At 69.2% G+C, this 25,279-nt stretch carries 17 protein-coding genes (1 of these 17 cut by a window edge); 13 read left to right on the top strand and 4 right to left on the bottom strand.

Annotated features, from left to right (window positions below; translation table 11 throughout):
• Positions 1-5: 5 nt before the first annotated feature.
• The 3 genes from GTZ93_RS23835 to GTZ93_RS23825 all read right to left on the bottom strand — a co-directional run bounded on the left by GTZ93_RS23835 (position 6) and on the right by GTZ93_RS23825 (position 5,178).
• Positions 6-1,778, bottom strand: a complete 1,773-nt coding sequence (locus GTZ93_RS23835) for a M61 family metallopeptidase (RefSeq protein WP_161663013.1) — start codon at positions 1,776-1,778, stop codon at positions 6-8.
• Between the two features lie 35 nt (positions 1,779-1,813).
• Positions 1,814-3,304 carry an RsmB/NOP family class I SAM-dependent RNA methyltransferase gene (locus GTZ93_RS23830; protein WP_139915650.1) on the bottom strand — a complete coding sequence of 497 codons (1,491 nt, stop codon included), beginning with the start codon at positions 3,302-3,304 and terminating at the stop codon, positions 1,814-1,816.
• Between the two features lie 209 nt (positions 3,305-3,513).
• Positions 3,514-5,178 (bottom strand): metallophosphoesterase, encoded by a 1,665-nt coding sequence (locus tag GTZ93_RS23825; RefSeq protein WP_139915649.1) that lies wholly within the window; start codon positions 5,176-5,178, stop codon positions 3,514-3,516.
• Positions 5,179-5,385: 207 nt separating this feature from the next.
• Between GTZ93_RS23825 and GTZ93_RS23820 the strand changes: the two genes are divergently transcribed.
• The 11 genes from GTZ93_RS23820 to GTZ93_RS23770 all read left to right on the top strand — a co-directional run bounded on the left by GTZ93_RS23820 (position 5,386) and on the right by GTZ93_RS23770 (position 11,201).
• Positions 5,386-5,583, top strand: a complete 198-nt coding sequence (locus GTZ93_RS23820) for a hypothetical protein (RefSeq protein ID WP_120580872.1) — start codon at positions 5,386-5,388, stop codon at positions 5,581-5,583.
• A 180-nt stretch (positions 5,584-5,763) separates the two neighbouring features.
• On the top strand, positions 5,764-6,387 hold the full coding sequence (locus tag GTZ93_RS23815; RefSeq protein ID WP_139915648.1) for a DUF7710 domain-containing protein: 624 nt from the start codon (positions 5,764-5,766) through the stop codon (positions 6,385-6,387).
• A 37-nt stretch (positions 6,388-6,424) separates the two neighbouring features.
• Entirely contained in the window at positions 6,425-6,682 is a 258-nt protein-coding gene (locus GTZ93_RS23810) for a hypothetical protein (RefSeq protein WP_139915647.1), read from the top strand.
• Between the two features lie 193 nt (positions 6,683-6,875).
• The gene (locus tag GTZ93_RS23805) at positions 6,876-7,307 is read left to right on the top strand and encodes a hypothetical protein (RefSeq protein ID WP_139915646.1); all 432 of its coding nucleotides are present in this window, start codon (positions 6,876-6,878) and stop codon (positions 7,305-7,307) included.
• Between the two features lie 104 nt (positions 7,308-7,411).
• Positions 7,412-7,750, top strand: a complete 339-nt coding sequence (locus GTZ93_RS23800) for a hypothetical protein (RefSeq protein ID WP_139915645.1) — start codon at positions 7,412-7,414, stop codon at positions 7,748-7,750.
• The gene (locus tag GTZ93_RS23795; RefSeq protein WP_139915644.1) at positions 7,731-8,087 is read left to right on the top strand and encodes a CPCC family cysteine-rich protein; all 357 of its coding nucleotides are present in this window, start codon (positions 7,731-7,733) and stop codon (positions 8,085-8,087) included. Before GTZ93_RS23800 ends, GTZ93_RS23795 begins: the two co-directional genes overlap by 20 nt.
• 47 nt (positions 8,088-8,134) lie before the next feature.
• Positions 8,135-8,929, top strand: coding sequence for a hypothetical protein (locus tag GTZ93_RS23790; protein WP_139915643.1), 795 nt, complete (start codon positions 8,135-8,137; stop codon positions 8,927-8,929).
• 39 nt (positions 8,930-8,968) lie between these two features.
• On the top strand, positions 8,969-9,520 hold the full coding sequence (locus GTZ93_RS23785) for a hypothetical protein (RefSeq protein WP_139915642.1): 552 nt from the start codon (positions 8,969-8,971) through the stop codon (positions 9,518-9,520).
• Between the two features lie 23 nt (positions 9,521-9,543).
• The gene (locus GTZ93_RS23780) at positions 9,544-9,897 is read left to right on the top strand and encodes a dihydroorotate dehydrogenase (quinone) (RefSeq protein ID WP_139915641.1); all 354 of its coding nucleotides are present in this window, start codon (positions 9,544-9,546) and stop codon (positions 9,895-9,897) included.
• Between the two features lie 174 nt (positions 9,898-10,071).
• Positions 10,072-10,809, top strand: coding sequence for a hypothetical protein (locus GTZ93_RS23775; RefSeq protein WP_139915640.1), 738 nt, complete (start codon positions 10,072-10,074; stop codon positions 10,807-10,809).
• Between the two features lie 110 nt (positions 10,810-10,919).
• The gene (locus GTZ93_RS23770) at positions 10,920-11,201 is read left to right on the top strand and encodes a hypothetical protein (protein ID WP_139915639.1); all 282 of its coding nucleotides are present in this window, start codon (positions 10,920-10,922) and stop codon (positions 11,199-11,201) included.
• A gap of 626 nt (positions 11,202-11,827) precedes the next feature.
• Here GTZ93_RS23770 and GTZ93_RS23760 read toward each other — a convergent pair.
• A complete protein-coding gene (locus GTZ93_RS23760; protein ID WP_161663011.1) occupies positions 11,828-12,781 on the bottom strand; it encodes a peptidylprolyl isomerase in 954 nt (317 codons plus the stop codon).
• A 280-nt stretch (positions 12,782-13,061) separates the two neighbouring features.
• On the opposite strand from GTZ93_RS23760, the gene GTZ93_RS23755 reads away from it, so the two are divergent.
• Together GTZ93_RS23755 and GTZ93_RS23750 are read left to right on the top strand one after the other, a co-directional pair.
• Entirely contained in the window at positions 13,062-13,874 is an 813-nt protein-coding gene (locus GTZ93_RS23755; protein WP_161663010.1) for a peptidylprolyl isomerase, read from the top strand.
• Positions 13,875-13,969: 95 nt separating this feature from the next.
• Positions 13,970-25,279, top strand: partial view of an Ig-like domain-containing protein gene (locus GTZ93_RS23750; protein ID WP_161663009.1) — the beginning only. It continues 22,056 nt past the right edge of the window; the window shows 11,310 of its 33,366 coding nt (coding positions 1-11,310); it begins with the start codon at positions 13,970-13,972; its stop codon lies off the right edge, out of view.

Raw genomic sequence — 25,279 nt, 5'->3', positions numbered from 1 at the left:
AAAGCCTACGCCGGGCCGGGAGTCTCGTCCCAGGGGGACCCCAACCACGCCTGGAACGCGGCCTTCTGCGCGTCCGTGGGGCGCTCCACGCGCTGCAGCCACGCGGCGTCCGCGGGCTTCTGGCCCAGGACGACGGGCACCTCCAGCAGGCGGTCGCGGCGGAACAGCGTCACCCTCACGGTGTCGCCGGGGCGCTTGTCCTCGCAGCGGGCGATGAGCCCCGCGCCGTCCACGCGCCAGCCGTCCAGCGCCACCACGTCGTCTTCCGGATACAGGCCCGCGTCCAGCGCGGGCGTGCCCTCCGGTACGGTGGACAGCGTCGAGGAGCCGCGCAAGGTGACGCCCAGCCAGCCCTTGGGCTTGGGCTCGCCCTTGAGGCGCGGCGGCGTGCCGCCCTTGTCGTTGGGGGCCTCCCGCACGCGGAAGGACACCTCCAGCCCCACGTGCGCGAAGACGCCGTAGTCCAGGTCCTCCGTGGAGCGCACCGTCCGGTCGAAGAAGGGCGTCAGGTCCACGCCCGCCACCTCGCTCGCGGCCTGCTCCACGCCGTCCTCGGGGACGCCGGAGCCGTCGCCATGGCGTTGCCACAGCAACCGCATGACATCATCCAGGCACTTCGCGTCGCCGGTGGCGCGGCGCAGCTCCAGGTCCAGCAGCGCGCTCACCACCTCTCCCTTCAGGTAGTAGGAGATGGCGCTGTTGGTGGAGTGCTCGTCCGGGCGGTAGTGCTTCACCCAGCTGACGAGCGACGCCTCCGTGAGCGACTGCACGCGGCGGCCCGGGGTGGAGTGCAGCAGGGAAAAGGTCTCCCCCAGCCGGGCCAGGTAGCGCGTGGGGGACATCAGGCCCGCGCGGCGCACGAAGAGGTTGTCGTAGTAGGCGGTGCCGCCCTCGAAGGCCCACAGCAGCGTGGTGTAGTTCTCCTGCGAGTAGTCGAACGGCACCAGCGCGCGCGGCTTCACCCGCTTGATGTTCCACAGGTGGAAGTACTCGTGCGCCACCAGCGTGAGGAAGTCCTCCCAGCCCCGGAGCGAGGACAGCCCCGTGCGCGGGAAGAGCAGCGCGGTGGAGGCCTGGTGCTCCAGCCCGCCGCGGCCCTTGTCGGTGAGGTAGACGAGGAACAGATATCGCTTGAGCGGCAGGCCTCCGTACATGCGCGCCTGGGCCTCGCAGATGCGCTGCATGTCCGCGCACAGCCGGTCCGCGTCCGGCACGCTGTCGCCCCACACCACCACTTCGTGCGGCACGCCCGCGGCGGTGAAGGTGAGCGGCGTGTGCGGGCCCACCTCGAAGGGGCTGTCCACGAGCGTGTCGTAGTCCGGCGCGTGGAAGGTGGCCCCTTCCGAGTCCAGCGCGCAGAACGTGCGCCAGCCCTCCGGCGCGTCCACGGTGACGTGGTGGGGCAGGGTGCGCGTGGCTTCCGTGTAGAGGAACACGGTGGCGCCGTTGAAGTAGGCGTGGCTGCCGTCCAGGTGGCTGGTGCGCACGGACAGCTCGTTCGCGTAGACGCGGTAGCGCAGGGTGACGGCCTGCCCTCGCGCGTCCACGCGCCACGTGCGCTTGTCCACGCGGCGCACCGGCAGGGGCTGGCCGTCCGGGCCCTGCGCGGTGACGTCCTGCACCTGGCGGGCGTACTCGCGCACCAGGTAGCTGCCCGGCGTCCACACCGGCATCACCGCGTCGAGAAAGTCCGTCCCGGCGGGGAAGCTCGCCTCCACTTCGAACAGGTGCGCATGCGGGCGGGGCATGGCGACGCGGTAGTGGACGGCGAGCGACATGGACGGAGGGCCTTTCTTCCTGGGGGACGGCGGGGTTACTTCGCCTTGACGAGCACGGCGCCGAAGAAGCCGTCGGTGCCGTGGGTGTGCGGGGCCAGCCGCAAGAAGGGGCCGGGCCCCAGCTTCGCGCCCAGCTCCGCGCCCAGCACCTCCGCCACGGGGCGCACGCTGAAGTCGGGGTGCTTGGACAGGAAGTCCTCCACCACGTTCTCGTTCTCCTCACGCAGCACGCTGCACGTGCCGTAGATGAGCCGGCCGCCGGGCTTCACCAGCATGGCGAAGCGCGCGAGCAGGGCCTTCTGCCGGCCCACGTGCATCTCCAGGTCTTCCGGAGTGAGGCGGTAGCGGGCGTCCGGCTTGCGGCGGAAGGTGCCGGAGCCGCTGCACGGCGCGTCCACCAGCACCCGGTCCGCCAGGCCCTTCAGCGGCGTGAGCGCGGCGTCCGCGTCCGGGCCCTCGTGGGGGATGATCTGCGTGCGCACGTTGTGCACGCCGGCGCGGCGCGCGCGCTTGCGCAGGTCCTCCATGCGGCCTTCATCCACGTCCAGCGCGTGCAGGTCGCCGCGGTTCTTCATCTGCGCGGCCAGCTGCAACGTCTTGCCGCCCGCGCCCGCGCACGCGTCCACCACGCGGGTGGGCGGCGCATCCACGAGCATGCCCAACAGCTGGCTGCCCTCGTCCTGGATCTCGAACCCCCCGTCCTTGAAGTCCTGGAGGGAGAAGAGGTTGAGCCGCGTCTCCATCACCAGTCCGAAGGGGGACAGCGCGGTGGGCTTCGTGGACTCCACGTCCTCCGCGGCCAGGCGATCCTGGAGCTGGGCGCGGTCGCCCTTGAGCGTGTTGGCGCGGACGATGAGCGGGGCGCGCTCATTCATGGCCTCGGCGGCGCGCGAGGCGTCCTTGCCGAAGACGGCCTTGAAGCGGTCCGCGAGGAAGTCCGGCAGCGACGCGGCGATGGGGAAGCGCTTCGCTTCCGGCAGGGCGTCCAGGTCCGCGGCGGCGTCCGGCAGGCGGTCGAGCACGGACACGTCCGGGCCGGTGAGCCCGCTGGAGCGCGCGACGTAGGTGGGGTCCTCGCCGTGGAGGATGCGGGACGCTGCGAGCCGCATGACGTCCTGCCGCGTGGCGTCCAGGGTGTCGAACTTCTTGTGAGACTTCTCCAGGAGGAAGTCCACGGTGCGCTGGCGGCGCAGCAGCGCGTAGACGCGCTCGGCCACGGCGCGGCGCTCGGTGGAGTACAGGGCCGTCTTGCGGCGCAGCACGAACTCCAGGGCGCGGTCGGACAGGCGGCCCTCGCGGCGCACGCCGCCGTAGGCCTCCAGACACGCCTGGAGGACCAGGTCCTCGCGCAGGGGGCGGTTGGGGTTGGGGCGCGCGCGTTCATGCTGGGCGCGGCTCATCTTCGGTTTGTCGGCGCGTCCACCGGCGTCCTTGCGCTTCTTCGGCGCGCCAGGGCGGGACGTGCGGGGCCCGCCGGACTTGGGGGGGCCGCCGCGGGAAGGTCCAGGCTTACGAGTCGTGGCCATGTCGCATGGGGCCTTTACATCCCCGGGTAGCGTTGACAAGCGAGTAACGCAAAAGACGCCCCCGGAAGGCCCTGGATGGGCTGGCCGGAGGCGTCTGGGAGCCGCTGGGGGGCTGGGGCTTCGGACCTCCGTTGGGTCCGCCCCTCCCCGGCGGGGTCCGAAAACCTGTCCGACAGTCGGACAGGTTCGCGCGGTCCGCCTCCGGGGGCTCAGCGGTTCCGGCGCCGGCGACGCACGAGCCCGGCCACGAGGGCCGCGGCGGCGGGAATCAGGGCGGCGGACGGGCCGGCGGCGCAGCCACCGCCCCCGTTCGAGTCATCCCCCGGCGTGACGCCCGGCGTCGAGGGCGTGGCCGGAATCTCGGGGCGGGGGTCGGGGTCGGACGGCGTGGTGCCGGGGTCCTCACCCGTGCCGGGGTCGGTGCCAGGGTCGGTGGTCCCGTTGGACGTCACGGTGACCACGGTGGTGGCCGTCAGCGGGGCGGCGCCCTGGACGGTGGCCTTGGCCGTCACGGTGTAGGTGCCAGCCTGGGCGAAGACGTGCTGGACCTGGGGGCCTTCAGCGGTGGCGCCGTCGCCGAAGTCCCAGGTGACGGTGGCGCCGGACTGGGAGGCCGTCGCGGTGAACGAGGCCGTGTGGGGCGCGGCGCCGCTGGCGGTGTTGACGGCGACGTTCAGCGTGCCCTGGGGCTGATCCGGCTGCGTGGGGAGCGTCTTGGAGAGGGTGAACGAGTCCAGGGTGCCGCCGTCCGTCTTCACGAGCTTCGCGGTGAGGTTGCCCTCGACGACGTCCACGTCGAGGAAGCCGTGGGCCGCGTCGTCGCGGATGACGCTCCAGGAGGGGCGCGCCGTGGCGAACGTGCGCAGGGTGGCGCCGCCGCCGCCGACGACGAGGAAGGGGATGCCCGTCTCGTTCTTGCCGGCCTCGGCGTCACCGCGCATGGGCTTGCTGCGCTCGTAGTCGTGGTCATGGCCGGTGAGGACCAGGTCCACGCCGTACTTCTCGAACAGGGGGCCGAACTGGCGGCGCATGGTGAGCTGCGAGCCGTGCTCGCCGCTGGACCAGGACGGGTGGTGGAAGAAGACGACCTTCCAAGGCTGCGTGGTGGCGGCCAGGTCCTTCTCCACGAACGCCTTCTGCGCTGCGAGCGTGCATTTGCTCGCGGACGCCAGGCCCACGGCGCAGTTCGAGTCGATGGACACGAAGTGCACGTGCCCCCAGTCGAACGAGTAGTAGCGCTCCGAGCCCTCTGCGTTGTTGGTGGGCAGGTAGAGGTTGTCCAGGTAGGGCTGGGCCTCGTTGGTCACGTACTCGTGATTGCCGGGCGTGGCGAACATGGGCACCTGTGCGAGCAGGGCGGCCATGGGGGTGAAGAGGTTGGTCTGGAACTCGGTCTCGGTGCCGGATGCGTAGGCGTTGTCACCCAGTGCGACGAAGAGCTCCGGCTTGTTGGTGAGCATGGAGGCGGCGACCTTCTTCTGGTCGCTGCCACCGGTGCCGAAGTCGCCCACCGCTGCGAAGTGCACGCGCCGCGTGCCGGGCACGGGGGCGGTGGTGAACGTCTTCGCCGGGGTCGTCTCACCGCAGCCGTCCACGGAGTACGTATAGGAGGTGGCGGGCGACAGGCCGGTGAGGACCACGGCGTGAATCTTCGCGGTGGCCGACGACTTCACCGTCTGGCTGGTGTTGCCCACGCCGTAGCGCACCTGGGCGCTGGAGCAGTTCGACGACAGCCGGAACGCCACGGTGGCGGTGTCGGGGCCCACCTTCTGAAGGTAGGGATCACGCGGCAGGGCGAGCGCGTCACCCGAGGCGAAGCCCCCCACGAAAAGGGCAGCCAGGGCGGCGAGCGAAAGAGACTTCGTCCGGTCCATGAATCCTCCGGCCCGAGACATTCGGGACGGGGGCCCAACCGTTCATCGTTCAACGATCATCCGAAAATCAGGCGTTCGGGAGTAGGCAGGCGAACGGGCGCCCGGTGTGGCGGAAAGACAGACGAACAGGCCTGCGTCGCATGTTTCAGGGAAGGCGGAACCGGGGGGCGCCTTGCGGCGTCCGGAGGCTGCGTTACCCCTGAAGACATGACCGAAGTCCACTCCCAGACCCGTGAGTACACCCTCCCCGAGGGCTGCCCCGTGTGCGAGTCGGACCTGCCGGTGCGGGTCACCGCGACCGGTCCGAACGCCGTCTGCACGCACTGCGGCTGGATGGGGCGCCCGTTCATCACGGTGACGTACGACGGCCTGCGCGTGTCGTACGACGACGCCGCGCGGGCCTGAGCGCCAGGCCTGCCTGTCAGGCTTGCGGAGGGGGCAGGAAGTCCACGCCAAACCGATGGAGCGGCTCTTCCCGCGGTCCGACGTCACGTGTCCGTGAAGCGGGTGCCCCTGCACCCTTCGCGGGATGGCGCCGGGCGTGTATGGAGGTGGGAGGTGATGTCCCGAGCAGGGGTGCTCCCAATGCGACCGGTGTCCTTCCCTGTAGCGACTACCTATGAGGATGAAGACTGGGTCGTGACGTTTGCTTCGACCCGGGAAGAGCTCCGGCCGCTGGGCGAGCCCGGCTTCATCGAGGAGGACTCGCTGCGCACAGCGGGAGGCCGTGAGTTTCACTGGGCCTTCGAGTTGGAGAGTGGGCTTCGGTTCAGTCTGCGCTGGAGTGAGGAGATGAAGTATTCGGTAGTCGTCGCGGATCCTCCGGACCCGTCCGCGGTCGTCGCCGCGCTTCGTGCCCTCGGCATGAACACCGAGTTCGTGACGCGGGAGCTACCGGAAGACCGTCATCTCCGGCGCAGGATGGCGCGCGGTTGTGTCTGGCTCTTCACGGGGGAGGGCGCCGTCCAGGTGACAGCGGTCTTCTCTCGGAAGGCCCTGGCGGACGCGTGGCTGGCGGAGAAGCACCTTTCCGGAGAGCTTGTCGCGTACCCGCTGGACACCTCCGTCTACGAAGCAGAAAGGCGCTGGGGGATACCGGAGGTGCCTCAATTGGGACCTGAAGGCATCCAGTGTTTCGTCGGACGGGTGGCCGAGCGCTACACATATCGGGACGGGAACCCCGTGAACCCAGGCGTGCCATCCCCGTGAGCGAAGGCGCCGCCGTCCGGGTTGAGAGCAGTCGGGCATGACCACCTATTGGTATACGACCTGCTCCAGGTGCCGTGGCCAGGGGCGCCTGTTCATCATGCGGGAGCTTGAGAACGGTTCCCTCTACCTCCATTGCGAAGAATGTGAGTGGGGCTGGCGGGATCCGGCGAGCGTGGGAGAGGTGCCCGCTGGCTTCCTGACCTTGGAGGATGAGGCCGACGCGAAGCCCGCGAGCCGTGAAGAGATTGAAGCAGCGGGCTGGACGCCGTTCGCCACGCACCGTGTCGAGGAGTGAGGCGGATGAATCCGGAAATGAGGAAGTGATGACGTGCCCGGAGTGCTCTGGTGAGCTTGCCTGGATCGGGGTGATGGGAGGCACGGACCACCTCCGGTGTTTGGTGTGTGGACATGACGTCCATGCGCTGTCAACGCCGCGCCTCAGTCCGGAACGGCGGTTCCGAGCCGTCGTCCGGTGGAAAAACGAGATCTTGAGCTTCGCTGAACTGGAGAGCCTGAGGACGATTTCTCCTGAGGCGAGGATCATCCCTGCTGGTGAGATCTGGGAGCGGTCAAAGCAGGAGGGGTGGGTGCTGGGCGAGTACATGGAAAGCCAGATTGACGCCCTCTGGACTCAGGCTTACGAACTTCAGCTTAGGTTGGATTTTGTTCTGGTGTCCGAGCCAGAGCCCGAGGTGCGGCCGGTTTGCATGTTTGTGGTCTGGGAAAAGGCGGGCCCTTCCCCCGAAGAGATTGTTGCATTGCGTAAGCTGTCGGAAGAGGCCGCGAACATGCCTGTTTCAGCGGTTCTGCGGAAGGCCAGGGCGGGTGAATGGCTGTTGGGGCGCTTCTGGCCAAACAGGCTGCCTGAAATCGAACGCCGAGCGATGGAGTTGGGGCTTCAGCTTCGGCGCGAGTCTTGAGGCCCGCATGCCTCCAGCGTGCATGGAAAACTGTTGCGGCTTGTGCGTAGGGCGAATGCGCAAGCCTCACCCTTGGAAAACGAGTGGGACAGGAGGCGGTGGAGATGGCGCCCATTGATGATGTGAAGGCTTTTCTCCTGCTGCATGGGCTGGAGACAGAGCAGACCGCTTATGGCTTGCGCGGGGAGCTGGAGTGCGGGGGGCGGAGGTATCTCTATAAAATCGGGAGAGCGCACGACGGTGGGAACGAGGTGAGCGTCCGCCCCCTTCCTGAGAGGCTCATCTGGTGGTTCTGGCGCGAGAACCTCGAGGGGATTGCCAAGCTGCTGCTGGATGCACGTGCGCGGGTTGAAGAGGGACAGGCGAAGTCCTGGCTGGAGGCCCTGCGTCATCTCGATTCGACGATGAGTGCTCTCTGGCCGGATGACCCTGATGCATTGTGAACGCGGGGCGAACGAGGAGGCGATCCAGGTCCTTTGCCGTGGCGTCACCAACGGGTTCCTGTCGCCGGTCTGCGAGGCGATCTTGGGGGGAAGAGTCGAGGTCGTGGGGGAGGCAGAGGTCCTGTTGCCATGGCCGTGCTGCGGCCACCGGACGCTAACGGAGCTGTATGATTCAGTGGTGAGAACCGGCTACGACATCTGCAACCACTGCCGCTGGGAGGATGATGGAATCGTGAGTGATTCCGTCCACGGCAGCGTCAACAAGGCAGCCATGTCTCAATATCGGGAGCGGATTCGCGAGGAGTCGAACTACTTCTACCGTGAGAAGTGGAGCTAATAGATGTCGAGTCCGGATGGGGCGCGATGGCCTTGCGAGGAGCACCTGTGAATCTGGTGCGCATTGATGAGTTCGTAGAGGGCTCCGAGCCCGACCGTGTCTATCTGACGGAAGTGGCGAAGCGCATGGACGCGCTATGGGGGCACGTGCGGGACGAAGGTGCAGTCGGGCCCGCTGTCGGATTCTTGAGTATTACGAGGCTGGTCTTTCGTGATGGTTTCAAGATCAACGACGGATTGGATATTAATAATATTCTCAATATTGCCATGGCTGCGGCAGTCATGGCCGCCGTTTGGGACTGGATGGACCTGGACTGGAAGGGAATGGAGCATCGGTATTGGGCTCCGAAAGAGGAGCACAGACCTTTCAGTAAATGGGACAACGCGCTCGATGCGCTGGCATCCGGTCATCCATCCGTTGTGTTGGTGCACGGGAAAGCCGCGAGATGGCCTCATTGGCTGCCTCCAGAGCAGCCGCCGCTGGTCGAGTCGAAAACCGCGATGCGGCGGCGCCGACATCGTTTGAGGGTGCCCGGAGGCATCTGGAGACTGTTCGCCCAGATTAAATCCGGTCCTGTGCACATCGAGAACCAGGGGACCCTCAAGGAACTGGTCGTGGGCGACTGGCTCCATGTCGAGCATGTGGAAGACGGGGTCTGGTGGATGCGGGTCGGAGACATGCGAGTATTTGTCGTGGCCTCACGTGGCGACAGGCCCCTGGTGGATGTCGAACGGGGCTTCTATGGCAGGGTGGAAGGCGACACGACAGTCATCGAGGACAGTTTCAGCCCCGAGGTCGCCAGCGAAGGGGATGGTGGAGGAGGAAGGGGCGGTGAAGAGTAGTGGCAGAGAGGGCCGGGAGATCTGGGGTAGACTGCGCCAATGCTCCTTGAGTGGATCAGGCAGTGGTGGGCGGGAAGCGTGGAGCGCTTAAGTCCAATCGAACGACTCCGGCGTGCATACCGGCTTCTGCCGGATGAGGCGTTCACGATTGAGGGGTTGCTCTACACTCGGTCCGATGTGGAGAATTGGCTGGAGCGGACAGAGTATGAGGTTCTGGTCATCGTCTTGGGTAGCATCGGAGACCACTACGAGTCGGAGCGGGCCTCGCTTCCTGGTGAGTTCTGGGAGGAACTGCGCCAGGCGGCTCGTGAGCTGGGCTATTCTGAAACCCTGGCGGACTACCTCCCTGGTGCTCAGCTGCAGCCTTCAGCGCAGGCACGGTTCATTGTTGCGGACGCGGCTGGGGATTTTGTCGCCATGCGAGACTCGGGCCGTACGCCGGTCGAGATCGGTGCTGCGGCGGTGCGCCTCGGCGCTTCCAAGATTGATGCGGTTCGGCTTCTGCGTGGGCTGTTTGGAGTTGACCTGCGACAGGCCGTGTCGATTTATTCCGAAGTAGAAGCGGCCGTGCGCGACAAGCGCGTTTATTGATCAGTTCGCCAATGACGAGTTGTATGCGTGATTTTTACGAGGGATTCGAGGGTGAGCCGGAAATTCGCTTCGTCGCGAAGGTCAAGGGCGTGCCAGATCAGGTTCTGCGGATCTGGGATGGATATTTTGATTCTATCATGGCGAGAATTGAGCTGAAGGGTGGCCAGTGGACTGGGTTGGCTCTGCCATATCATCTGTGTGAGGGTTGGCATGACGCACCCTGGAAGATTGAAAACCTGGACTCTGTGGTGGATCAGTGGAGACAGATACGAACGGACGGTCTTCCCGCAGGGTGTGGCGAGGTGCATGTCGCCATTCTTGAGTTGTTGACTTCAGCTGATGCGGCTGGTGGCGAGGTGTGGATCTCGGAGGAGTAGAACCGTCGCTATTCGCGCCTCTCGAAGTCGGGGTCGCTGCGTCATGAGCTTGCTGGGGATGTGCAAAGACGGCAACTGTTGATGGGAGCGACGCTTGGAGGTGTGTCTACAAGAGGATGCCTGGATGAGCGTGGGGCGATTCAGAGTTCCCGCGGATTCTACAGAGGAGCATCCATGAACCTGGCACGCATCGATGAGTATGTCGGGGACTCCGAGTTCGACCGTGTCTTCCTGACGGAAGTGGCGAAGCGCGTGGACGCGCTCTGGGGGCACGTACGCGATGAAGCCGCGGCCAGAGTCGCCGTAGGTATCTTGTATCTGGATACGCTGGTCTTTCGGGATGGCTTCAAGGTGAATCACGGCTGGGAAGCGAATAGCTTCGTTGGAGTCGACGGGGCCGCGGCGGTGATGGCCGCGGTCTGGGACTGGATGGGGCTCGACTGGTTGATGATGAAAAAGCGGTTCCGCCCAGGCCCTGGGGAACCTCAACCACCCCAATCGTTGCACGACGAGCTCCGGGGAATGGCCATTCGCCACCCGTCTGTCGTCCTGGTGGATGATCAGCCCGCGAGATGGCCTCATTGGCCGGCCCCTGAACGGCCGCCGCCCGTGGAGTCGAAAGCCGCGATGCGGCGGCGGCGACGCCGTTTGAAGGTGCCCGGAGGAATCTGGAGGCTATTCACCCAGACGGATTCCGGCCCCGTGCACTTCGAGAACCAGGGGGCCCTCAAGGAACTGGTCGTGGGGAACTGGCTCCATGTCGAACAGGTGGAAGATGGGGTCTGGTGGATGCGGGTCGGAGACATGCGCATCAGCGTCCAGGCCCCACGTAACGGCTCACCCGAGGTGGATGTGGAACGGGGCTTCTATGACGTGGTGCAGGGCGAGACGAAGTGCGTGCCAGACGAATAAGACCGCGATTCTACAGCCGTCTCGGCATCTCTCCTGAAAGGAGCACCAGCATGGTCGAGTGTGAACGTCACGGACTCAGCTTTGGGAGTCGTTCGTGTGAGCATGTCGCAGTGGCCATTGACGAATACATTTCGCTGGCTGCCAAAGTCTTTGTGGATAGGATGACAGACCTGCATCATCTTTGTCCGGCCTGTGTCGTGCCGGTCGAGGCGTGGCTTTCTGCGTATAGACTGGGCACTCAACCGGTGCCTGAGCCGGACTACTCCATGAGTGGCAGTTGTCTCGAGTGCGCGCGTGAATGGTACAAGGACACAGGCTTGGGTGACCTCGGTGCGGCAGTGCAAAAAGCACGCGGAGAACGCTGGAAGATTGAGCAAGAACTCGGTGGTTGATGCTCGTGCCTATCGAAAGCCATACGACATAGGCGCGGAATGGAAAGCCCGGGCCAGCGCATCCTCACACCTCGCCGCGCTCGTTCAGCTTGCCGCGCTGGACCTTGATGGCGTTGGTGAACGTGCCTGCGGGCGTCGTCACCGTCACGTCCTTCTCCAGCACCTTATGAATCCGAGCGATCCCCCCAGAATTCTGGTCGATCTCAACGAGATGGTTGAGCAAGACGTTGTGCTTCTGTCGCGCGAGGACACAAGGCGCGATTCCTCAGGAAGCCTTGTTGAGTTACGGGCCGGACGACGCGTCTACCTCTACGCGGAGGATGCCGACGACAGGGGTGCTCCGTGCCAACTCCTGGCAACGGGAATCGTCGAGCGGAATGATGCCGACGACTGGAGTTCGTCGGTCCGGTGGCGGTGTAGGATCGACCAGTGGGAGTCCTGGTGACACTGCTGCACGACGAGTCGTGATGCTCGAACGGCCTGGAGGGTAAGCAGACGGCTGATTCGCTGGGAGAGCGGAGTGCCTACCCCGATGCTCGCACCGCGCAAAAGACGGCCAGCTCTTGCTGCGCGCCGCGCCTTCTCGACGCGCAGCGTGAGACCGTTCGAGACTTACGCTCGGTCGTCTATCGCGGCGCCGCCTCGGCCTGCCCCGGGCGGGGCGCGGGCTTCACGCCTGCCTCCGGATTCACCTTCGCGAGGATGTCCTCGTTCACGTCCACCTTCGTCTGGGTCCGCAGCTTCTCGACCAGGGCCTCCAGCGCCTTCGCCCGGCGCTCCGCTCCCAGACGTTGCATGATGCGAGGCTTTGCCTGTTCGAACGTCTGCTCATGCCCCACCTGACGTGCCTGCAACATCAGGAGATGGACGCCCGCATCGGTTTCGACGGGGGCTGACAGCTGGCCCACCGCCTTCATGTTCCACGCGGACTCCGCCAGCGCCTCGCCTCCCAGGGCCGTCAATTCCTCTCGCGTGTGGAAGCCCAGGTCTCCACCCTGTGCCTGGGTCGCCGTGTCCTGGGAGTGCGCACGCACCGCCGTGTCGAACGCGCGCGGCACATTGCTTTCCTTCCGCACCTCCGTCGCCAGCTTCACCGCCTGCGTCAGCGCCTTCTGCCGCTCCGGCGTGCCCCGGGGCGCCTTCAACACGAGCTGGCTGATCCGGACGCGCTCCGGCTTCACGAACTCCGCGAGGTTGGCGTCGTAGAAGGCTTTCGCGTCCGCGTCGCTCACCACCGCCTCCGCGGACTCCGTCTGGGATTTTACCAGCTGCTGCACCATCACCTTCTCAAGCATCGCCCGGACCTCGGGGTCCGACTCCAGCCCGCGGCGCTTCGCCTCCTGGACCAGCAGTTCAAAGCGAACAAGATTGTCTAGAAATTCCTTCTTCTTCTCCGGAGTTCCGTAGCGCGCCCTGACAAAGGCAGGCTGTTCCGCCAGCTTCGCCTCCAGCTCCGCCTGGGTGATTTTCGTCTCCCCCACGCGGGCTACGACAGAATCCGTCACTGCCGGGGTCGAGGCTGACTTCTCCTTGCCGCAGGCACTCACTCCCAGGGACAGCCCCAACACTGCCAGTCCCATCCACCTGAACTTCCGACCCATCGAAATCTCCACGGTCCAGCTGCCCCCGGACGCGGTGTCCGCGCCATTGAATGTCACCCTGTCCGTTATCCTACAGCTGCTTGTGATCAATGGTCGAACTGGAGTATTTCCAGCCGCCTCGGGCAAGCGGACATTGGACGGCATGGGACATCAGCGGGGCTCTGGAGTTTGGCTGTCAATTTCCTCGCTGCTCCTGTCCCTGGCGTGCGGCCGGGCAGGCACCCCCGAGCCCTCCTCCACGGCTGGCACGGCCCCCGTCGTGGCGCGCTTCGATGGCGGCGTGGTGACCCAGGACGAGGTCCTGCGCGAGAGCCAGCGGCTCCCTCCCAACCTTCGCGAACGTTTCGAGACCGGTCCAGGACGTCAGGAGTTCATTCGTTCCCTGGTTGATAAGCGATTGCTGTTCCAGGAGGCCACTCGCCGGGGCATTCCCCAGGACGAGGAGATCCGCCGCCAGGTGCGGGAGCTGGAAGAGCGGCTGAGCATCCAGGCCCTCCTCGCCCAGGAAGAGAAGGCCGCTGCCGCCCCCACGGAGGCGGAGGCGCGGGCCTTCTATGAGGGGCACCTCGAACGCTTCGCGCAGCCGGAGCGGCTCCGCCTGGCCCGGGCGTGGGTGATGGTCCCTTCGGGCAGCGGTCGCCCGGTCTGGGAGCAGGCACGCCAGCGCGCCGAGTCCCTGCGAAAGCGGCTGCTCGCGGGCGAGCCGGTGGCGAAGGTCGCGGCCTCGGGGGATGGCCCGGAGCGTGCGCGAGGCGGGGAGTGGGGGCTGCTGGCGCGGGGCGAGTTCGGGAACGCGGAGCTCGAGAAGGCCGCGTTGGCGCTGAACCGCCCGGGTGCCGTCTCCGCGGTGGTGCAGGACGCGACGGGCGTGGGCGTGCTGGTGCTGCAGGAGCGCCGTCCCGCGCGCGTGCCTCCCTTCGAGGAGGTTCGCGAAGCGGTGGCCGGGCAGATGGCGCCGGGGGCCCAGCGGCGCGTGTTCGAGCAGCTCCTGACGCGGCTTCGGGCCGCGTCGTCCGTCCAGTTGTCGGACGGGACCGGATCCCCGGCGGGGACTCCGGACGTGAAGCCTTGATGGGGCGTGGTGGGTGGCGGGGCCTTGCCTTCGGGCAGACGGTCCGGGTCGAGCGGTCTTCGTTGGAATGAGGGGGAGCGGTGCTCCTTGAAAACATGAAGCGGTGCCTGACGCTGCTGGCGCTGGTGACCGGGCTCATCGTCGCGGGAAACGCCCAGGCGCAGACGCGCGTGGCCGCTGTGTTCCCTCTGATGCCGCTGCGGCCCGGAACGAGCGCCCTGGACCTGGGGTTCACGACCACCGGCGTCGTCACCCAGCTGCGCGTGGCGGTGAAGGCGACGTCCGCCACCCAGGGCACCCTGGTGGACGTCCAGGACGTCGTGGTGGAGCAGGACCTGGCCGGCGCCGTGCCCTTCCACGTCCGGGTGCCGCTGCGGCGCGCGCTCCCCCCGGATGCCGTGGTGGACATCGACGCCGCCCCGGCCAGCGGTGGGACGGGAGAACCCCAGCACGCGCATTTCGACCTCTCCAGCGCCCCCCCGGTCCTTCCGGCCGGCTCGGTGCGGGTGAACGCCAGCGCGGACCTGTCCCATCTGGTGGTGGTGGTGACCGCGCAGGGACCCGTGTCCCATGCGGAGCTGACGCTCGTGGGCGCTTCCGTGGAGGCGCTGCGCAGCGTTCACGGCAGCCTCAGTGACGCGGAGGCCGTGGCCTTCGCCAGCGTGCGCCGTCAGGTGGGCCGCCCCCAGACCCAGGGCTCCAGCCAGATCCAGTTCGTCGTCCCCCTGCTGGGTGACGTCCAGGTCCCCGCGGATGGCGTCGTCGTGGCGGACATCGCCGTGCATGATCCGTATGGGCGCGTGGTGAATGGCTCCGCCGTGGAGTTCACCAGCGGCCGGGCGTTTGATCCGCTCGTCGCGCTGTCCGTGACCCCCTCGCCGCTGCTTTTGTCCGGAGGCTACGGCTCCACCGTGCCCGTGCGGGTGACGGGGCACTTCTCACTCGCGGGCGACGTGGACCTCAGCGGCGCGCTCCAGGGCGTCACCTACGCTTCGTCCAATCCCTCCGTGTTCGTGGTGTCCTCCGAAGGCCGCGTCCAGGCTCGCTCGGACGGCTCCGCCCAGCTCACCGCCACCTTTGGTGGGCTGACCGCCACCGCCACGGTGATGGTGGACTCGGGCGCGGACCTGGCCAGCGTGGCCGTGCTGCCCGCCAGCCCGCAGGTCGCGCGGGTGGGGGGAACGACGGCGCTGCGCCTGGAGGGCACCCTCACCGGAACGCCCGTGCGGCACGTGGACCTGTCCGCGGGAGCGCTGGGGACTCAGTGGTCGTCCGCGAAGCCGGACATCGCGACGGTGGACCGCGACGGACGCGTGACCGGCGTTCGCCCCGGCGTGGCGCGCATCCTCGCGACCCACGAGTCGTTCCAGGCCTTCGCCGATGTCGAGGTGAAAGACGGCGCTCCCACGGTTCGACTCTCGGTCCCGTCCACGGTGGTGGCCGGTACCGCGTTCGACCTCACGGCCGTGGCCACCGACGACATCGGGGTGGCATCCGTCGAGTTCCTGGTCAACGGCGTGCCCGCCGGCAAGGACACGGAGGCGCCCTACACCCTGCGCATCCAGGCGCCTCCTTATGGTGGCGCCACGCTCACCCTGGCCGCGGCGGTGACGGATACCGGGGGGCAACGGGTGGTGGGTCCGACGCAGAGCGTGACGGTGGCGGGGACCCCCGCGCCCAGCAAGCAGCCCGTCGTCATCGAGTTGCCCGCGCCCGGCGCCATGCTGGTGCAGGGCCTGCCCCAGGTGCTGCGCGTCACCAGTGGCGCCTGGACGTCAGGCACCCTGTCCACCGAGGACTTCCAGGTGGCGCGCTTCTACCTGGATGACGCCTTCGCGGGCGCGGTGGACCTGCCGCGCGTGGAGGTGCGGGAGGACCCCGAGACCGGCGCCCCCATCCCGGTGCCCCTGTGGGAGATGACCTTCACGCCGCGCCAGGGGACCGCCGGCTCCAGCGTGGCGCTGCGCGTGGAGGCCCTGGACCGCGCGGGAGCGCTGGTGCGCTCGGAGACGCTGCTCGTGCGCGTGGTCGCGGACGCGCCGCCGCTGCTCACCGTGACGCAGCCTCGTGGCACCACGGCCAACGCGGTGGTGGGCGTGCCCTTCCATGTCTCCGGCACGGTGGGCGACGACGGCATGGCCTTTGGCACCCAGGTGTCCCTGCGCGTGGCCGGGACGACCGTGGCGTCGACGCGGCTGACCAAGGCAGGGGGCGGTGGCACCTCCTCGGGCAGTGACTTCTTCGACCTGTCCTGGACGCCGGTGACGGGTGACCTGGGCCGTTCGCGGCAGGTGGAGGTCGTGGCCATCGACAGCGCCGGCCAGCCCTCGCGCTACGCGTTCACCGCCACCGTCGTCGCGGACGCGCCTCCCAAGAACCTCGTCATCCTCACGCCCGCCTTCCAGTCCACCCAGGTCGGGGGCAGCACCGTGACGCTGACCGCCCAGGTCGAGGACGAGCAGCCGGACAAGGTGGAGGTGCGTTGGTTCGTGGGCGGCGTGGCGGTGGGCCTGTCGACGAAGGCGCCCTATGCCCTGGCGTACACGCTGCCGGGCGTGGCGCAGTCCACGGTCCTGAAGATCGCCGCCGAGGCTCGCGATGTCGCGGGGCTCACCACGCTGAAGGAGAGCGAGGTGTTCGTCGTTCCGGACGCCGTGCCGCCCTCGGTGTCCTTCGTGGTGCCCAAGGCCCCCGCGAAGGTGACGGAGCAGCAGGACCTGCTCGTTTCCGTGGCAGGCCTGGACGACGTGGATGTGGTCAAGGCGGAGATCCTCCTGGACGGCAACCGCATCCTCCTGGACGAGTCTCCGGGGGAGAACGGCGGCGTGCGGGGCTCGTTCGTCACCCACGCCGTGGTGCCGAAGAGCGCGCTGGGCGTGGCGGGCAGCCACCACGTGCTGACCGCGCGGGCCTGGGACTCGTCCGGCAACCTGGGAGCCGCGCCCCAGGTGCAGGTCGAGGTGACGGCGGACGGTGCACCGCTGGTGTCGTTCCCGCCGCTCACGCCCACGAAGGCCACGGTCGGGACGACGGTGGATGTGTCCGTGGTGGCCAGCGACGACGTGGCGGTGACGTCCGTGAAGCTGCTGCTGGACGGTCAGAGCCTGGGCGAGGCCACGGTGCCCCCATACCACTTCGCCTTCACGGCGGAGGGGCCCGCGCGCAAGGCGACCCTGGTGGCGCGGGCTTCTGACGGCACGCACGTCACGGAGGCCTCCAGGGAGCTGGACATCGTCGGGGACAGCCAGCCGCCCATGCTCACCTTCCGCTCGCCCGCGCCGGGTGCGCCGGTGTTCGCGGGCCGGACGCTCGAGGTGGTGGTCGCCGCCCTGGACGACGTGGAGGTGAAGCAGGTGGAGCTGTGCGCGCAGGGCAACTGCGTCACGCGCACGACGGGCACCACGGAGGGGCTCTACCAGGTGTACCGCTGGACGGTGCCGGTGGCGGCCAACCTGGAAGGCCAGACGCTCACCCTGAAGGCCGAGGCCAAGGACTCCTCCAACCTCACCACCGTGCGCGAGCTTCCGGTCGCGGTGGTGAAGGACCAGGCGCCCGTGGTCACCCTCGTCGCTCCCGCCGCCGGCACGCCCTACAAGGAGGGCGAGGACGTCCGGCTGATGGCCACCGTGGGCGACGATGACGGCGTCGTCGGACTCGTGGGCCTGTCGGGCGGCGTACGTCAGGGCCCGCTGCCGTTGTCGGGGCCGCCGCTCGTCCTCTCCGGACAGCAGACCCTCGTGGTCCAGGCGCCCATCGTCAGCAAGGGCGCGCAGCCGTCCGTGGGCATCGAGGCGAGCGACACGGGGGGCCAGACGGGCAAGGCCGAGGTGCACCTGGACGTGCGCGCGGACACCGAGGCTCCCTCCGCGGTGCTCGTGGCCCCGCTGTCGCCGCAGGGCAACACCCTCACCGTGAAGCGCGATGGGGCCCTGGGCCTGCGCGTGGAGGCGGGCGACGACGTGCGCGTCGCGCGGGTGGACGTGGAGGTGCGCCGCAACGGCGTCGTGGTTGCGGGTGTCGGCGGTGACAGCGTGCTCGCGTCCAAGGACGGGCGCTATGAGGAGACGCGCACGCCCAACCCGCTCGCGCCCGGGGAGATCCTCGTCAGCCGGCGGTACCTGGCCAGCTTCGAGGGCACGCTCAGCCTGAAGAACCTCCCCGCGGGGACCGATTACACCCTGGTGACCCGGGCGGTGGACCCCGCCGGGAACACCACGGCCACCGCGCCCCTGGCCTTCCACATCGTGGAGGCGCAGGACACGGAGGCGCCCGTCCTGGCCCTGTCGCTGGAGGGGGCGCCCTCCGACAAGACGTGCGTGGCGGGTTCCTCGGTCACGCTGAAGGCCCAGGCTCGCGACGACGGCAAGCTGGCGTCGCTCACCGTCAAGGCGGATGGCACGGCGCTGACCGTCGCGCCCTTCGAGCCCGTGGCGTCCCTGACGCGCACGTGGCCGCTGACGCTCCCCGCGCTGGGCTCCTTCGGCCCCCGGACCTATACCTTCACGGCCCAGGTGACGGACGCCGCGGGACGGACCACCCATGCCTCGCTCTCGTGCGAGCTGGTGGCGGACGTGGCCCCGGTGGTGCGCTGGTCGCAGCCGGCCGCGAACGCCGCGCTCCTGGAGGAAGCGGCGCAGACCGTCCAGGTGGAGGTGGAGGAGGACACGGGCCTCGCCGCCGGGTGGCTGGTGGGCTCGACGCGCGCCCTCGCGGGCTTCCTGGGCAATGGCCACTTCGTGCTGCCCACGCCCAACGCGAGCGGAACCGCGCGGGGGGCCGCCGTGGCGCTGGAGTTCGGCACGGCCCAGCGCTTCGCGCTCCAGGCTGGCGCGACGGGATTGGACGTGGAGCCGCCCGCGACCGGCCTGCTCGGCTCGGCGCCGCGCCGGCTGGTGCTGTCCGTGGGGCCCTCGGCGGTGGACGGCTTGCGCGCCGAGGTGCGCTACCGCTTCACCGTGACGCCGGGCATGGAGAACGACGCCCTGCTCCAGTCCTTCCTGGCCGCGAACCCGGGCGGACGCCGGCAGGTGGACCTGGCCTCCGCGTCGCGTTGCGGGGGCGTGCAGGACGGTCCCTTCTGCGTCGACCTGATGTTCCCCGCGGCGCTGGACATGGAGGAGGTCCAGGTGTCGCTGCGGCCCATCCAGTCCGGGGGCGCGATGCCGGCCGTCACGGAGGTGGGCGTGCGCTACGAGGGCGCTTCCGCCCAGGTCCGCGCCGTGGTCTCCGGTGAGCGGCTGACCGTGCAGCCCTGGAGCATGGCGGTGACGCCCGGCAGGGTCTTCTCCGCGCAGACGAAGTACCGGCTGCCGGAGGGCTGGAGCCCGGATCCGGTGCGGCTCACCGTGGCGGTGAAGGACCTGGCGGGAGCGCTGACGGTCCAGGGCCGCGCGTTCCAGGCCGCGCCGGACACGGTGGGGCCGTCGGTGCGCATCGTGCAGCCGGTCAGCGGGACGTCCCGCGTGGAGAAGGAGGCGTTCTCCGTCCAGATTGAAGCCGCCGACAACGTGGACGTGCGCCGCGTGGAGCTGTTGGTGGACGGCGTCAGCCGTGGCGTGCGCGAGGGCGTGCGCCTGGGCACCGTGTACTTCCCCCTGAGCATCCCGACGCCCACCACCGGAGCCCCGCTCCAACTGGTGGCGCTGGCGGAGGACCGCTCCGGCAATGCCTCCGTGTCGCAGACGGTCTACCTGGAGATCCGCCCGGACGCGCCGCCGACGGTGGCCCTGTCCCAGATGGAGTTCACGCTGCCCAACGGCGCGCCCGAAGGGGGCAACCGCATCTCCGAGACGGAGCTGCGCAGCGGCTACGTGCGCGTGCTGGAGGACGTGCCGCACAAGGTGCAGGTCGTGGCCGCGGACGACGTGGGCCTGGCGAAGGTGCAGGCCTGGTACGACGACGTGGAGGTCCTGACGAACGTTCCCGCCGCGGGCACCAAGAGCGCGTCCCACACCGTGTCCTTCACGCCGCGGCGCAAGGCGGGCGGCGCGCCCGGACTGCTGCGGGTGCTCGTCACGGATTCGAAGGGCTTCCAGCAGCAGGCGCGGGTCCTGGTGGAGGCGCAGGCTCCTCGTGCGCCGGCCATCGCCATCGCGACGCCGACGCCCGGCATGACGCTCACCGAGGGCAGCGTGTCGCTGGTGCTCTCCGCGGTGGCGGGTGACGACACGGGCGTGGGCAGCGTGGAGTTCTTCATCAACGGCAAGTCCGCGCTGACGGTGTCGCGCGCGCAGGCCCGCGGCATCCAGGCGGAGCCGGCGGATGGCTCGCCCAACAGCCTCCCCCTTGCGTACGACCCCACGGTGCGGGACGCGGCGGCGACCCTGGCCGCGCCCTTCAACGACGTGTCCCGGCTCAAGGAGTTCCAGGGCCGCGTGTGGTTGCCACCGGGCTTCGTGAAGCGGGATCCGCTGAACCCGACGCGGTTGGTCGTCCGCGCGGTGGCCCGGGACCTGGAGAACCACACCTCTGGTGTCGAGCACAGCGTGCTCGTGGTGGCGGACACCACGCCACCGGAGGCCATCGTCCTGCGCCCGTCGCTCGGGCAGGACCTGGTGGAGGGCAGCCCCGTCGTCATCGAGGCGATGGGCCTGGACAACGTCTTCGTCCAGGAGGTGGAGATCCTCGTGGGCCCGCACCTGGGCGCCCTTCAGACGGTGCGCCGCGCGGGTGGCTTCACCCCGGAGAGCGCCGTCGTCCAGGAGGGCTACGGCCTCTCCAGTCCCGTGGTGCGCGCGGAGTTCACCGCGCCGCGCCTGAGCGAGCTGGGCGCCGGGGACTCGGCGCCGTACTTCATCGTGGTGCGCGTGCGGGACTCCGCTGGCAACATGAGCGAGGACGCGCTGCAACTGGTGGACATCGTGAGGGATCAGCAGCCCGCGGTGTCGCTGCTGTCCCCGAGTGACGGCGCGTCCGTGGTCGAGGGAACGCCGGTCACGGTGACGGTGTCCGCCGAGGACGACGTGGCCGTCACGAGCGTGTGGCTGTCCGTCAACGACGCGGCCTACGGACTGGTGCTGCGCGCGCCGCCGTATGTGTTCAACGTCCCCGTGCCCGCGGGCGCCACGACGATGAAGCTGCAGGCGGTGGCCCGGGACTCCTTCGACCACGAGGTGCGAAGCCAGGTGGTCGTGGTGTCGGTGAAGCAGGACGCGCCGCCCACGGTGGCCATCGCCGAGCCGCAGAACGCCACCCAGGTCACGGAGGGGCGGGACTTCGCCTTCCTGGTGGCCGCGCAGGACGACGTGGGCGTGCAGTCCGTGGAGGCCACCGTGGAGGGAGGCCTGGGCGGAACGCTGCGCTTCGTCAGCACCAGCGCTCCCCACCGCTTCCGGGTGCCGCTGCCGCCCGGCTCCGCGGGACGGACGCTCACCCTGCGCGCCAGCGCCCGCGACACCGCCCAGAAGCAGGCGCTGGCGCCGGTGGTGACGGTGCAGGTGGTGGCGGACACGACGCCGCCGACGCTGAGCTTCCTCACGCCGGCGGACAACTCGGAGATCACCGCCGGGCAGCTGCTGCGCGTGGAGACCACCGCGGACGACAACGTGGCCGTGGTGCGCGTGGACTTCAAGCTCAACAACGCGCTGTACGCGACCATGCCCGCCGCGCCCTACGCCTTCACCTACCGGGTGCCCGCGAATCTGGCGGGAACGGACCTCAAGCTCGAAGCCATCGCCACCGACACGTCCGGCCTCTTCGTCAGCAAGACGCGGACGGTGAAGGTGAAGGTGGATGCCCTGCCGGAGGTCGCGATGGTACCGGCGGGCCGGTTGGTGGTGGGCCGGCCGACACCGCTGGGCGCGACCGCGTCGGACGACGTCGCCATCGCCAGCGTGGGCTTCCATGCCTCGCGTGCGGGCGGGAACGAGATGGAGGTCGGGCGGCGCAACCAATTGCCCTACGAGATCGTCTACGTGCCGCAGCCGGAGGAGTTGGGCCAGACGGTGGTGTTCCGCGCCCGGGCCGTGGACGTGGCGGGGCAGGAGAAGTGGAGCCAGACGGTCTCCGCGGTGGTGGAGCCGGACTCGAAGCCCACGGTGGCCATCGTCCAGCCGGCCGCCGATACCGCCATCTTCGAGGGCGCGTCCCTGCGCATCGACGTCGACGCGCGCGACCAGGAAGCGCGCGTCAGCGCGGTGCACTTCTTCGTGGACGGCCTCAAGGTGGCCACGTCGAACGTCCCGGCGGGCTACGCCGGCAAGCCCACGGTGTTCTCCGCCACGTTCCAGCCGGACGTGGGCAGTGGCAACCGCTTCCTGACGCTCACGGCGGTGGCCGTGGACTCGGCGGGCCAGGAGACGACGTCCGCTCCCGTCCGTGTGGGCACCGTGCGCGACACCGTGCCCCCCGAGGTGGAGCTGGTGGATCCGCCCGCCTTCGACGTGGTGACGGAAGGCGAGCCGATGACGCTCTCCGCGGCGGCCGTGGACAACGCCCCCCCGCTGGCGCGCGTCGACTTCATGCTGGACGGCGGCGTCATCGCCTCCGATACGACGCCGCAGACAGGGCCGGCCAACCGTCCGCTGTACAGCGGCACGTGGACGCCGCCCACGGGCTTCGCGGGTGAAACGGCGACGTTCCACGCCGTCGCGTGGGACTCGTCCGACAACAAGGGCGTGTCGTCGCTGGAGACCGTGGAGCTGGGCATGGCGCCGTCGGGCCGGTTCATCCCGTTCCCGGGCAACATCACCCAGACGCTGCTGCGCGGGGGACCGGACCATCTGGTGCTCGTGGGCAAGCGCGGCGGACAACCCGTCCACCAGGCGGCGCTCACGCGCGTGGACCAGGGCACGACCACGTCCCTGGGCACCGTGGAGCTGGACGGTCCCGCGCGCGCGGCGGCCTTCATTGGCAACACCGCCGTCATCGCGACGGGCGTCTACGCGCCGGGCGGCAACCAGTCCGCGTTCCCGCCGCAGTTGACGGTCGTCGACGTGGCCAACCCGAACGTGCCCGGGAGGAAGGGGACGGTGGATCTGCCCGGGGAGGCCATTCACGGCGCCGCCGCCGCGGGCCACCTGGCCTTCGTGGCCAACGGCTCGGCGGGCGTGGCCGTGGTGGACATTGGCGACCCCATGACCCCGGTGCGGTTGAACACGCGCACCGTGGTGGGCACGGCGTACGACGTCGCCGTGAGCGGAGACCTGCTGCTGGTGGCGGCGGGGACGGGCGGCCTGCGCGTGCTCGACCTGCGCAGTCCGTCCCTGGTGCAGCGCGGCTTCGTGGCGCTGCCGGGCGAGGCCGTGCGGGTGGTGACCCAGGGGAGCCGGGCCTTCGTGGCATGCCGTGACTCCGCCGCCACGCTCGCGGTGGTGGACGTGTCGAACCCGGCGGAGCCGCTCCTCCAGGCGCTGGTCCCGCACCGTTCGGCGCGCCAGGACCTCCTGGCCACTGGCCTGTCGGACGTGGTGGTGGAGGGCAACCTCGCGGTGGTCGCCGCCTCGCTGGTGAAGGGCACCACGCCCGTGAAGGGCCTGCTGACCGCCTCCGTGCTGGGCACGAACGGCACCGTCACGCCCTTCGTCCGGGCGAACCTGCCGAGCGCGGGTGGACTGACGCTGACGTCCGGCACGCCGGTCGCGCAGTTCGGCGACGTGGGTGGCGCCATCTACACGCTGCCCCGCTTCGTCGTCACCGGCGTGACGCCGCTGGACGGCACCCAGGGCGTGGCGGTGAGCGCCCCGGTCGCGCTGGAGTTCTCCTCGCCGCCCGAGGAGGGCGAAGTCACCGTGGACACGGTGATGCTGCGCGAGGCGGACCCCACGCTGGGCCGCCGGGTGCCCGTGACGCTGACGGCGTCCGGCCGGTCGGTGACGCTCACGCCCCTGTCCACCGAACCCCTGAAGGTGTCCACGCCGTACTTCGTCGTCGTGACGTCCGCGCTGCATGACGTGGCGGGCAGGGTGCTCGCGAAGCCCTTCGTCTCCGGGTTCCGCACGCGCGCCACGATCCAGGACGCGCCCGTGGTGTCGAAGGTGGTGCCCGCGGCGGGTCCGCTCGGAGGCGGCTCGCGGGTGACGCTGACGGGAGCGCACTTCGTCACGGGCGCGAAGGTGTACTTCGCCGGGGCGGAAGGGCAGGCCGTGGAGGTGGCGGAGGACGGCGCGAGCCTCACCGTGACCACGCCCGCGCGGGAAGAGGGTCCGGCGCTGGTGACGGTGGTGAACCCGGACGGCGGCGAAGGGTCGCTCGTCGGCGGCTTCCTCTATCTGCCCATGTTGCAGGTCTCCTTCGTGGCCCCCGCGTCGGGGCCGCTGGCGGGCGGCACGCACGTGGAGGTGTCCGGCGCGGGTTTCCAGCGCGGCGCCACGGTGACGTTCAACGGCGTCGAGGCGACGGCCGTGCGCGTGCTGGCGCCCGGGCGGCTGGAGGCGGTGACGCCCCCCGGTGCCTTTGGTCCGGCGGACGTGGTGGTGACGAACCCGGACACGAAGCAGGCCTTCGCCGCGGGGGCCTTCCTCTACAGCCGGCTGGCCGTGTCGACGCGCATCGGGCGTTACGACCCCCAGACGGACGGGAGCACCAAGCCCAACTACCGTCTGGCGAAGGGCGCTCCGCTCGCGGTCGTGGTGAAGGACGGGACGGCGTGGGTGCTGTCCGGGGCCCAGGTGAACACGCAGGGCCTGACCCCCACGGAGGTGACCGATACGAGCACGGCGGGCGGCCTGGGCGCGGTGGACGTGTCCCTGGCGCAGGCCGGGGTCGTGGGCGGCATCGACATCCTTGCGCCGTACGAACCCGCGGCGCTGGCGGTGCGGGGCAACCGCGCCTACGTGGTGGCCAACGCGCAGTCGCTGCCGTTCGTGGACATGGTGGGCGAGGGCGGTCCGTCGCTCCTGGCTTTCGACATCTCCCAGCGCAACGGGCCCACGAGGCTGGGCGCCGTGCCGTTCCCTGGCACCGCGCGGTCCATCGCGCTCGTGGGGGACCTGGCGCTGGTGGCGGCGGGTGACGGGGGCCTGTTGACCTTCTCCCTGGTGGACAAGGATCAGCCCCTGCTGCTCGGCGCCCGCACCCAGTTCCTGATGGCGGGCAGCAGCGCGCCCGTGAGCGTGGAGCAGGTGGCGGCCTGGGGCGACCGTGCGCTGGTGGAGGTGAAGCGCGGCAACGTCTTCAGCACCCTGCTGCTGGACCTGGCCCCGGCGGGCTTCGCGGTCCTCGGCGAGCTGTCCGGTGAGTTCGGCGCCATGGCGATGCGCGACACCCAGGCCCTGTCCGCGTGGCGCACGCTGCGCACGACGTCCCTGGTCCCCACGTCGCGTCCGTACACGCAGGCGGTGGTGCCGCCGATGATGCGCGGCGGCCTGTTCGTCTCCGGCGCGCTGGGGCCGCAGGTGGCCGCGGCGGTGACTTCCTCCATCGGAATGACGGGCAGTCCCGCGTCGCTCCAGCTGGTGGAGGCCTCG

The sequence above is a fragment of the Corallococcus exiguus genome (assembly GCF_009909105.1).
Classification (GTDB): Bacteria; Myxococcota; Myxococcia; order Myxococcales; family Myxococcaceae; genus Corallococcus; species Corallococcus exiguus.
This window is presented reverse-complemented; position numbering and strand designations above follow the sequence as displayed.